This is a genomic window from Massilia sp. CT11-108 (assembly GCF_047302915.1).
Taxonomy (GTDB): domain Bacteria; phylum Pseudomonadota; class Gammaproteobacteria; order Burkholderiales; family Burkholderiaceae_D; genus Telluria; species Telluria orientalis.
In genome coordinates, this window is record NZ_JBKYMO010000201.1 from 1 (window position 1) to 10,078 (window position 10,078).

At 61.1% G+C, this 10,078-nt stretch carries 5 protein-coding genes, 1 tRNA gene and 1 pseudogene; 5 read left to right on the plus strand and 2 right to left on the minus strand.

Annotated features, from left to right (window positions below):
• The coding region (locus ACEN88_RS16735; RefSeq protein WP_413341323.1) for a lipase secretion chaperone at nt 1-515 on the plus strand (515 nt) is incomplete at its 5' end.
• Nucleotides 516-586: 71 nt separating this feature from the next.
• Here the strand turns inward: ACEN88_RS16735 and ACEN88_RS16740 are convergent.
• Both ACEN88_RS16740 and ACEN88_RS16745 read right to left on the minus strand, forming a co-directional pair.
• Nucleotides 587-3,268 carry a polysaccharide deacetylase family protein gene (locus ACEN88_RS16740; RefSeq protein WP_413341325.1) on the minus strand — a complete coding sequence of 894 codons (2,682 nt, stop codon included), beginning with the start codon at nt 3,266-3,268 and terminating at the stop codon, nt 587-589.
• 173 nt (nt 3,269-3,441) lie between these two features.
• Nucleotides 3,442-4,763: pseudogene (locus ACEN88_RS16745) on the minus strand (ISNCY family transposase).
• A 171-nt stretch (nt 4,764-4,934) separates the two neighbouring features.
• Between ACEN88_RS16745 and ACEN88_RS16750 the strand changes: the two are divergent.
• The 4 genes from ACEN88_RS16750 to ACEN88_RS16765 all read left to right on the plus strand — a co-directional run bounded on the left by ACEN88_RS16750 (nt 4,935) and on the right by ACEN88_RS16765 (nt 9,885).
• Nucleotides 4,935-5,025, plus strand: a tRNA-Ser gene (locus ACEN88_RS16750).
• 1,031 nt (nt 5,026-6,056) lie between these two features.
• Entirely contained in the window at nt 6,057-7,445 is a 1,389-nt protein-coding gene (gene dcm, locus ACEN88_RS16755) for a DNA (cytosine-5-)-methyltransferase (RefSeq protein ID WP_413341327.1), read from the plus strand.
• A 311-nt stretch (nt 7,446-7,756) separates the two neighbouring features.
• Nucleotides 7,757-9,199 carry an MvaI/BcnI family restriction endonuclease gene (locus ACEN88_RS16760; RefSeq protein WP_413341329.1) on the plus strand — a complete coding sequence of 481 codons (1,443 nt, stop codon included), beginning with the start codon at nt 7,757-7,759 and terminating at the stop codon, nt 9,197-9,199.
• 152 nt (nt 9,200-9,351) lie between these two features.
• Nucleotides 9,352-9,885 carry a very short patch repair endonuclease gene (locus tag ACEN88_RS16765; RefSeq protein ID WP_413341331.1) on the plus strand — a complete coding sequence of 178 codons (534 nt, stop codon included), beginning with the start codon at nt 9,352-9,354 and terminating at the stop codon, nt 9,883-9,885.
• Nucleotides 9,886-10,078 lie beyond the last annotated feature (193 nt).

A 10,078-nucleotide genomic window follows, 5' to 3' on the forward strand; every position in this document is an offset into this window, starting at 1 on the left:
GCCAGGACGCCGCGGCCCTGAAGCGCCGGCTCGACGCGCTGCGCGGACTGCGTGCGCGGTATTTCAGCCAGCGCGAGATCGCCGCGATCTTCGGCCGCGAGGATGCCGCCAATGCGGAGGCCCTGGCACGCATGGCGATCCGCGACGACCGCACTTTGGACGCGCAGCAGAAGCAGGCGCGCCTGGCCGCGCTGGATGCCGGCTTGCCTGCCGATGTGCGCGCGGCGCGCGAGGCGCCTCTGAAAATCGTGCGCGTGCAGGAGGAGGCGGAACGGCTGCGGGCCGGCGGTGCGGGCGAGGAAGATGTCTTCCGCCTGCGCGCGGAGGCGTTTGGCGCGGATGCGGCGCAGCGGCTGGCGGATGTCGATCGGGAGGAGGCGGCGTGGAAGCGGCGGATCGAAGCGTATCTGGTTCAGCGCCGCGGACTGAACGACGAGGCAGCCGTGGCGGCGCTGCGCGGCCGGATGTTCAGCGAAGACGAGCAGCGGAGACTACCAGCATACGAAACTCCGTAGGGTGGGCACCCCGTGCCCACGCGTGACGTCAACGCATCGCAAGCGTCCGCGTGGGCGGAGGGCCGCCCACCCTACAATTTCTCCACCTGCTGCTTTGCGTATCCAGCCCCCGACCCGGTCGGCGCCAGCTCGAGATAAGTCTTGTACGCGGCCTTCGCCTTCTCGCCATCCCCCGCGCGCGCATACGCGTCGCCCAGGTTCATGTACGCGATCGCGCGCGACGGATCCATCTTGATGGCGTTCTCGAACCAGCGCGCCGCCTGGGCAAACTTGTCCTGCTTGTAGAAGACGAAGCCGAGATTGTTCGCCGCCAGCGCGAAGTTCGGCCGCAGCTTCAGCGCTTCCGTGAACTGCGCCTCCGCCTGCGCGTACTGCTTTTCCTTGTACAGCTGCAGCCCGTGGTCGTTGGCGCGCTGCGCCTGCTGGCGGCTCGACACCGGCACCGCGACCGGCGCCTTGATCGTCTGCTCGCCGCCCTGTAGGTCCTTCACGACGACGGGCGCGGTCGGCGCCGACGCCTTCGCGTCCAGCTTCGTGTTGAGCGCGATGGCATCGTTCGACAGCTGCGCCGTGTTCGTGTTCAGGAATTCGCTTTCCTCCGGCAGTTCGAACACGAAGTCGCCGCCTTCGGACCCGGGCAGGCTGCCGAAGGCGGGCGTCTGCTGCGACACGCTGGCCACCGCCGGCGCCACGTACGCCGCCAGCTCAGTCGCCGTGATCAGGCCATCGCCATTCAGGTCGGCCTTGCCGCCGAGGCCCTGCAGCAGCGTCCACGTGAACACGGAATGGCCGTTCGGACCGCCGTCGGACACCATCTGGTCCGTGCCGCCCGCCGTCAGCATCTGGCGGCCGAGGCGCTTGGCGTTATCGCGCAAAAAGGCCGCGTTGGCGCCGCCGCGCGTGAGACCCAGGCCGCTGTAGCAGGCGTCCATCACGAACAGCACGTGTTTCGCGGGCAGGCTCTCGGCGATATTCTGGATTTCGGTCATCGGGATCGCGTCGCTGGCGAGATTCTCCGGATCGGCGTCGTACGGCACGATGTAGCCGAGGTCGCGGCCGGAACTCAGCTTGCGCGTGGCGCCGTGGCCGGCGAAGAACACGAACACGCGGTCGTTCGGCTGCAGGCCGTGGCCCACGACATCGTGGAACGCGGCAAGGATGCCGCGGCGCGTGGCTTGCTCGTTCTTCAGCGTGACCACGTGGTCGGGCGCGAAACCGAACTTTTGCACGAGCGCCTGCCCGACGCCTTCCGCATCGCGCACGGCGTACTGCAGGCGCGGCCATTTCGGATAACCGTCGACGCCGACGACGATCGCCCACGAGGACGCATACCCCGTCGCAGCCGCGCGCGCGACCGGCACCGGCGCCGCATGCGCACCGCCGCTCACGCGGAACGTGTTGCCATCCCAGCCGGCGAACTGGTAGCCCTCGGCGACGAGCCGGTCGAGGATCGCCGGCAGCGCCTTCACGGTGCGCTCGTGGATGTCGTGGAACAGGATGATGCCGCGGCCTTCCTTGTCGACCGCGCGCAGCACGCGATCGGCGATGGACGAGGGCACCGGATCGGCCCAGTCGAGCGAATCGATGTTCCACATCACGGATTTTAAATGCGCGTCGGCCAGCAGGTGCATGCCCTCCTTGTTGCGCGCGCCGTAGGGAAAGCGGAACAGCGCGGAGCGTTGCGGATCGACGGCCTTCAGCAGCGTGTCCGTATCGAGGATCTCGGCTTTCAGACTGTCGCCGCTCTCCTTCGACAACTGCGCGTGCGAGAAGCTGTGGTTCGCCAGCACATAGCCCGCGGCCTTCAGCTTGCGGCTGACTTCCGCGCCCGCGTTGAGCCGCGCGGCGCCATGCGCGTCGAGCGTACCGAGGTTGCGGCCGACGCTGAAGAACACGGCCGGCGCGTCGTACTGCTTGAGGATCGCGGCGATCTCCTCGCTGTAGCGGCGGTGCGGACCGTCGTCGAAGGTCAGCACGATCGTCTTCTTCGGCAGGCCCTTGCCGAAGATCTCGTCCTCTTCCTTTTGCGCGGTCGGGCTGTTGTCCTGGTTCGGCGGTTCCGGCCTGGCGGGGTAGGGCAGCACGACACCGTAATCCTTGAGGATGCGGTCGCGCTGGTAGAGCGTCTTCAGGTAGGCGACGTAGCTGTCCCACTTCTCGCGCTTGAGCGTGATGGAGCGCGTCTCGAAGCGCCCGAAGACGGCACGGATCTCCTTCTCGTAATTGCGCTCGATCTCGGCCAGCGCGTCGACGTCTTCCGAGATCCGCTTGTGCAGCTTGATCGCGGGCAGCGACGAATCCTTCGCCACGCTGGCCAGCAACGACTGCATCAGTTCGCGGAACGCGAGGCGGTCCGCATCGTACAGGCCTTCGCCCGACTCGACGTAATCGAGCAGGCCGCCGACCGCCTCGAAACGACGCGGATTCTGCGACCCGACGAGGCTCGCCAGCGCATCGTCGATCTTGTTGATGCGCTCCTGGTTTTCATGGAACAGCTGCTGGCCGACGCGGTTGACCTCTTCCTGACCTGTCGAGGAGAGCCCGGCTTCGTCCTGGGTCAGCACGATCATCTTGCGGTAGACGGCCAGCACCTGCTGCATGTCGGTGGCGATGGCGGTGGCTTCTTTAGTCGGCCCAGTGGCCTGCGCTGCCTGTGGTGGTGGAGCTGGCTTGCGGTTGGCGATCCAGGTCCCACTGGCGGCGCCGGCTGCGGCGATGGCGAAGATGACGAGGTAAAGGGCTTTGCGTTTCACGGCGGTGTTGAAAAAGTTATATCGCGGCAACAATATCACTAACGGCGTGACTTTTGCTAACGAAAACTTAACGTTTGTGGTGGCGCAAGCACTGGCCGTTTCGTGACATGGCCCAGACTCCGGTGGCACGACACCTGGTCAGCCCCAAATAGAAATGTCCCCTTGGAAGGTGATCAGCCCGGGGCCAGGTGGGCTTTGGGGTGCGCGAATTCGGCGCGTACTTGCGCTGTGCCGGGTGGCGTGGCCATGCGTTTTTTCCACGGGTGCCCGATCGGCTGAGGTGGCGTGCGCCGTGTCAGCGCCTGCTCGACTTTGGTGTTGACGTCCTTGGCGTCGACGGCCTCGCGTTGCTTGATGGGTTTGCTGTTGCACGTATGGGGCAGCACGCGTCCCTGCCAGAGCAGTTCCGTCGCACTGGCGGGATGCGTCACGATGTCCACATCGGCGCCGCGCAGGGCCAACCCCTGTCCCGTCGCCTGAACCTGATAGAGCATGCCATCCAGTTGGCAGCTCAGGTTGCCCGACAGGCGGCGCCTGGTGTGGACAGACAGGATGCGCCGCAAGGCTGCATGTGTGCCGGCGAAGGGGATGTGCGCGTCGTCAGGCGTCGCTGGCACGACGGCAAGGCGACGGTTGAAGGCTCGGATGAACTGCGGTAGCCAGGCATTGGCCGCTTCCTGACTGCTGATGCCCTGCAGCCGCATTTCCTTGACCAGACGATCCTGCAGGGTCTGGTTGGCCCGCCCGCTCGACCCGTCCCTTGGCCTGCTGACTGTTGGCCTGGATGCCCTCGATCCCCAATTGCTCCAAAGCACGCGCAAACTGCGTTTGCGCGTGGCTGACGTCCTTGTAGTCGCCCCGGTTGACCTGGAAGATACTGTGACGATCGCTGTAGATGGCGGCAGGCAGGCCGTGTGCAAGAACATGCTCTTCCAGCAGCGCCATGTAGCCGAGCGTCGTTTTCGGCATCGACAAAGCGCAACGCCATCAGTTCGCTGGTGGCATCGTCGATGAACACCAGCAGGCAACAACGTGGCGCTCGTCCTTCGAACCAGTCGTGCGGGGAACCGTCGATCTGGATCAGTTCGCCGCGCCGGGCGCGCCTCTCGCGCATCGCATGGGTACGGGCTCCCGCGCCGCGCCGGGCCTTCCATAAGCCGGCGCGCAGCATGGCCTGACGCACCGTCTCCACCGACAGTTTGATCTCGTGGATTTCCTCCAGCTTTTCGCACGCCAGCGTCGGCCCGAAGTCGGCGTAGTGCGCCCCAATCAAGGCTACCGCCTTCTCCAGAACATCAGCCGGCGTGCGCCGGTTTGACGGCTTGCCGCGCTTCCTGCTCAACAAGCCTTCGGTTCCCCCGTCCAGCATTCGCCGCTTCAGCCGCTTGATTTGCCGGACGCTGATCCCCAGCCTTCCTGCAGCGCTCCCCTGATCCAGCTTCCCCTCCAGTACTTGCGCCATCACCTGGCCGCGCAACACATCCTTGGCCGTCATCACTATCACTATCCCATCCTCCCCTACGACGAATCCTAGGGGACATCTCTACTTTGCGGAGGGGGGACATTACTTCTTTGCGCTAACACACGGTGGCATGACACCCTTGTACTGCCGAGAATCCTTGTTATAATAGGCGGCTTCGCGAGCAGCTGGCTCGTGAACCCATCAGGAGAGATGGATGAGTGGTTTAAGTCGCACGCCTGGAAAGCGTGTATAGGTTCATAGCCTATCGGGGGTTCGAATCCCCCTCTCTCCGCCAAAAATATGGAAGCCCTTGATTTTCAAGGGCTTTTTACTTCTTAGTTAATGGTTCGTAGCGTTGTCTGCGCGTCTAGCGTTGAGCTTTAGGTCACGTTGGGTTTTTTGCCGAATCTCGTTGTCAAGTTTCGTCACCTCAGCCCGATCGTCACTGCTGCTGATCCATTTTACGTACATCAGAAAGAAGCCTTGTAGGCTATGGCCGAGCTGCTAGGCAGGCGCGCTGGTTTGATTCCGTTCCTGAGACAGAGTGTGACCTAAGCGTCGGTAGGTCCGAATGACGGGATGAAGTGGAAATAGATGCCGTGACGCAGTCGAGTGCTTGGTCGACGGCAGTGGGGCTGGATAATCGGTTACAGGAGTTCGGTAAAGCGGTACGGGCTGGCCGAAGAGCCAAGCTTGAGGGCTGGAACTCGCGCTCTTTGGCTACTGCAAACTGCGGCCAGCCGGGTCGGCCGCCACGAGCAAGGTTCCGGAGTTCGGAACTGTGCTGCTGGATCCGGTCACCGGCTCTAGTGCTGCGAAATCCGGGTATCATGTTTCGTGCTACGGCGCGCCCACCAGATAACCGCCGGCGTAAGGTAAGGGTAGCCGTCCACTCGGCTGGCGAGATACCGGGCAGAAGGTGCCGGCGTGAGGCGCCTTATCGTTCGAAGCAAGAGATTATGTCGTGATGTCGCTTGCCAAATGCCTTTCAGCAGACCGCATGCATGCGACATCTACTACTGCCGGAAACTGGCGGTAGTGGATGTCGGCTCTTGCTGTCTGGAGCGCGGTGCTGTGCTCGATGCCGGTAGCCCAAATTTTTGACGGAGACGGACAACCTAGGCATCTTTCTGGCAACTTAACGGCTGACATCAACGGACATGTGCGTAGGGTCTCCGACCGGCGCGGATCCATGAGAATGTTTCGTCGTTTGATAGTACAGGGATCATTGATGGCGCAGAGGCTGTGTTAACATCCAGTATAATGTTGCGTTTTCCGTTCTCCCTTCAGGGGCAGGCCGGCAGCTGCCAGGAATCGAGTTTTATAATGTCCGAGAAAAACACCACATCCCCCGAAAGCGACAACTTGTGCCTTCTCCGCAAGGTCCTAGAGAGCTACGATCCCAAATCCGTTGCCGAGCACTTGAACCGAGTTTCTCCGGGAGTATGGACGCGTGAGCTGCTGAAGCGCCGTGCAGACGGTAAACTGCCACTGGAGTTCAGTGATGCCGAATACAAGCATTTGCAGCAGCTGTTGCCCGAAGCGCCGCCGCCTGACCGGAAGTACGATTTTGACTTCATCGACCTGTTTGCCGGTATCGGTGGGATCCGCAAGGGGTTCGAGCATGCGGGCGGTCGCTGCGTGTTCACAAGCGAATGGAACCCGTTCGCGGTCCGTACCTACAAGGCCAACCACTACTCGGATGAAAGTGTTCACACCTTTAATGAGGACATTCGAGAGGTAACACTCACCAGCAGGGAAGACGTCAGCGAGGAAGAGGCATACCGTCACATCGACGAAAAGATTCCCGATCATGACGTGCTGCTGGCCGGATTCCCCTGCCAGCCATTTTCCATCGCGGGCGTATCGAAGAAGAACTCGCTCGGTCGCAAGCACGGGTTCGAATGCGACACTCAAGGTACGCTGTTTTTCGATGTCGCGAGGATCATTGCGGCCAAGCGTCCGGTGGCTTTCGTGCTCGAGAATGTCAAGAACTTGAAGAGCCATGACAAAGGCAAAACGTTCAGGGTCATCATGTCTGCGCTCGATGAACTCGGGTACTGGGTTGCCGATGCGGATGCTAGCGGTTCTCTGGATCCGAAAGTTATTGACGGTGCTCATTTCGTGCCCCAGCACCGTGAACGTATCGTGCTCGTCGGCTTCCGCAAGGACCTCGGCGTCCACGACGGATTCACTCTCAAGGATATTTCAAAGGAATTTCCTTCCTCAAAACCGAAGCTGGGCGACATTCTCGACCGTGACGTTGATCCACAGTATGTCCTCACGCCGAAATTGTGGGAGTACCTGTTTAACTATTCTATAAAGCACAAGGAAAAGGGAAACGGCTTCGGGTATGGTCTTGTCCGCGACAGTGACGTTACGCGCACGCTTTCGGCGCGTTACCACAAGGATGGCTCGGAAATTCTTGTTGACCGCGGATTTGATCCGGCGCTCGGGCTGCATAACGAGGAGAACCAGAAGAACCGGCCGCGCAGGCTCACGCCGCGGGAATGTGCACGCTTGATGGGCTATGACGCTCCGGGAGAGTCGAAGTTCCGTATTCCAGTGTCGGATACGCAGGCATACCGGCAGTTTGGCAACTCGGTCGTGGTTCCTGTGTTTACGGCGGTAGCAAAGCTGATGAAGGACCGTGTGGTGAGTGGCCGGCGCATACTGCGTGAACGGCAGAAGGCGGAGGGCAAGCTTGCCGCATGACACCGGCCACGTGGCCGCCTCTGCTGACTGTCGTTAAGGAAGACCGGGCATATGCCCGGTCTTTTTTTATGGCCTCGCGGTCATCCTGAAAGGTCACGTTCAGGTCCAAGTCCCAATAGCGACAAAAATCGGTCAATTTTCACCAAGCAAAGCCCCGGTTATGGCCAGAGTATTCCTAGTAAAAATTCTTTAAGCAATTGATTTTAAAGGAGAAATAATAATCTAAGATATTTTTTATAAAAAAAACTTCATAAAATAAATGGACCATGAGAAAAATTGATGTTATCTTGTGACTTTACAAGGAGATATCGATGAATGCCCCGGTCCTGTCCCAGTACGAGTACACCTTTCAGAATATCGAAGAGCTGAACGGCCTTCTCGCTTCCATCGGGGCGGAGCGGGCTCTGCTCAAGGTTCTTCCGAAAAACGCCAACGACAAGAACCAGATCTACATTGCGGCTGACTTCGGCGTCCTGTTTGATGACTTTGACTTGACCCTGTCTGAGAGGGGTGAGAGTACAAGTCTGACCAAGGACCGCTCGGCTCCAGGCAAACGGATTCCCGAGGCGGTCTTCAACGACTTTGCGTGGCTGCGCTGTGATGGCACACTCGTGCCGGCGAAACGGGTCAAGGCGATCATCTATACCCAATATCCTGAGGCGCGCCTCTCCGGACTGCAGGCGGCCGACGGCAGCATGCCAGTCAGCCTATCCGTTGCCTATACAAAGCAGTATGGCGATGCCAAGCGCGTGCTGGTGCTGGCGCGTCTGCCGCTCGGCCGGTGCGTCGGAATCGTCTGTGTTGGCCTGACGCCGGCTTTCGCCGCCAGCGTTGCCGCCCTTCCCGGCATGCCGCGGGCATCGGCATGCAAGCGCCTGCAGCTCAACACCGGCAGTCGTTACATGCTCGAAATGAAACTGGCCGGCGTACTGGGGCGGAGACTGCGCGGTTGCCGGCTGGATGCCTATGGCCAGACACTGCCTTTCTCCGGTACCCAGGTATGTGGTTACACGCTTGAACATGCGCTCGGCATCATCCCGAACTCGAACAAGGATGGGGACCTGTATGGTATCGAGCTGAAGACCCATACCCAGCTTAAGGTCACGCTGTTTACGCCAGAGCCCGACGGGGGGCTTTACGCGGCCGACTTTTCCGCATTCATGAAGACTTACGGATACCGCGACGCCGACGGAGACTACCGCGTGACTGGCATCCACCGGGCGAATGAGCAGTGCGGCAAATCCGGGCTGACACTGCGCATCCGGGAGCTGCACCCGGGGCCGGATGGTTCCATTCAGGTTTTTCCTTACGACCGCACCACGCCCCTGACGCCCAAGCTTGACCGCATCGACGTCGCCTTGGTGGCCGCCGATGGCGCCGTTGCCGCCTCATGGAGCCTCCAGCGGCTGATGAACTGCTGGGGGGCCAAACACAATGAGGTGGTGTACATTCCAGCCACCAAGGTATCCAACTCCAATACGGCAGAGTGCGCCGAGGGCTATGAACACCATGTCACCTTCGGGCGGACAGTGATGTGGTGCCGCGACACGACCACCGAACGTCTGCTGCAGGCAATCGAGGACGGTGTGATCTATCTGGATCCGGCTCCCAAGCTGCACGCAACCGACGCTTCCAAAAACAAGCGCCGCGCCCAGTGGCGCGTTAATGACATCACTAAGGCCGCCCATGCGTTGTACTCCGTGGTCGAGATGAAAACGGTCGTGGATGCTCCGGCTGATCGCAGGGCTGCATGAGCGTAACCGCTATGGCCGGCGCATTGTGCGCAAGGCAGCATGATCCGGAGGCCGGAGGCCGACGGCCCGGACAGGAGTTAGTGTATGCCTGAGATGCGCCACCGGATATGCCTCGGATGTATCATGGGATTGAACGTTCTTTCAGGCATTCAATGGTCGATATCGTAGACAGCACGACACGCAGTCGCATGATGTCCGGAATTCGCGGACGCGACACAAAGCCAGAAAAAGTCATCCGCAGCCTGCTGCACCGGAAGGGCTTCCGGTTCCGCGTTAACCGCCGCGATCTTCCAGGCAAGCCGGATATCGTTTTCCCGGGACTGAAAGCAGTCATCCTTGTGCACGGGTGCTTCTGGCATGGGCATGACTGTCCACTTTTCAGATTGCCGGGAACGCGGACGGAATTCTGGGCGCAGAAGATTGGCCGGAACCGTGAAAACGACGCTAGGGTAACGCGGGCGCTGCTGGATGCCGGGTGGCGGGTCGGAATCGTCTGGGAATGTGCACTGCGTGGACGCGACAGGGACCTGTCTGGTACCGTTGATGCGTTGGCGGAGTGGCTGCGCAGTGACGCGGGGGGCATCGAACTGCGTGGCGCGGTCAGGGCTCCTGCCGCGATGCCGGAGGTGGTTTCGGTTTCTAGTAGGGATTTCGAGTTTCCTGCAGGCCGGTCGGCGCGGTCCTGATGCGAGCCCGCAGAAATCGGATCCCCGCGTGGGCCGGTCACCGGCATCCGTCCACCGCCGCGTCAGTCGTCGCGGCGCTTGGGGATTCTTGCCTTCCCTGTATATGCAATCGGCGATCTAAGTAGTCGCCCAATTTTTGCTGTCAAAGCTAAATTGATCACGCAGCAGGGGTTGGGCGATGAAGCACTTGGAG

What these genes read in the sequence shown, in the direction of transcription:
- dcm (WP_413341327.1), top strand. Translation starts at nt 6,057, where the DNA reads ATGTCCGAGAAAAACACCACATCCCCCGAAAGCGACAACTTGTGCCTT.
- ACEN88_RS16760 (WP_413341329.1), top strand. Translation starts at nt 7,757, where the DNA reads ATGAATGCCCCGGTCCTGTCCCAGTACGAGTACACCTTTCAGAATATC.
- ACEN88_RS16765 (WP_413341331.1), top strand. Translation starts at nt 9,352, where the DNA reads ATGGTCGATATCGTAGACAGCACGACACGCAGTCGCATGATGTCCGGA.